This window comes from Pseudomonas psychrophila (genome assembly GCF_001043005.1).
Taxonomy (GTDB): domain Bacteria; phylum Pseudomonadota; class Gammaproteobacteria; order Pseudomonadales; family Pseudomonadaceae; genus Aquipseudomonas; species Aquipseudomonas psychrophila.
This window is the reverse complement of record NZ_JYKZ01000125.1, coordinates 1-500: the sequence shown is the minus strand read 5'-3', so window position 1 is coordinate 500 and position 500 is coordinate 1. Positions and strand designations below refer to the sequence as shown.

The 500-nt window shown below is 60.0% G+C and carries 1 protein-coding gene; it reads right to left on the bottom strand.

Going from position 1 to position 500, the window contains the following annotated elements; translation table 11 throughout:
• The coding region (locus TU76_RS24415; RefSeq protein ID WP_048352728.1) for a carbon starvation CstA family protein at positions 1–500 on the bottom strand (500 nt) is incomplete at both ends.

Genomic DNA, 500 nt, shown 5'->3' with positions numbered 1-500 from the left:
CAGCAGGTCTTGCAGCATGAAACGACCGGCACGCGTACCGGCATCGACTGCAGTCAGGATGAACAGGGCTTCGAACAAAATGGCGAAGTGATACCAGAACGCCATGGTGTTTTCGCCCGGCAACACGTTATGCAGGATCTGTGCGATGCCCACTGCCAGGGTTGGCGCGCCGCCGGCACGTGCAAGAACGGTTGTTTCACCGATGTCTTTGGCCAGAGCCGTCAGGGCATCCGGGGTAATGGCAAAGCCCCAGCTGCTGATCGTCTGCGCTACACCGACAACATCGGACCCGACAATGGCTGCCGGGCTGTTCATGGCGAAGTACACGCCCGGCTCGATCACCGATGCGGCAACCATCGCCATGATGGCCACGAAGGACTCCATCAACATGCCGCCGTAACCGATGTAGCGCGCGTTGGTTTCGTTATCCAGCAGCTTGGGCGTGGTGCCCGAGGAGATCAGTGCGTGGAAACCCGATACCGCACCGCAGGCAATGGTGA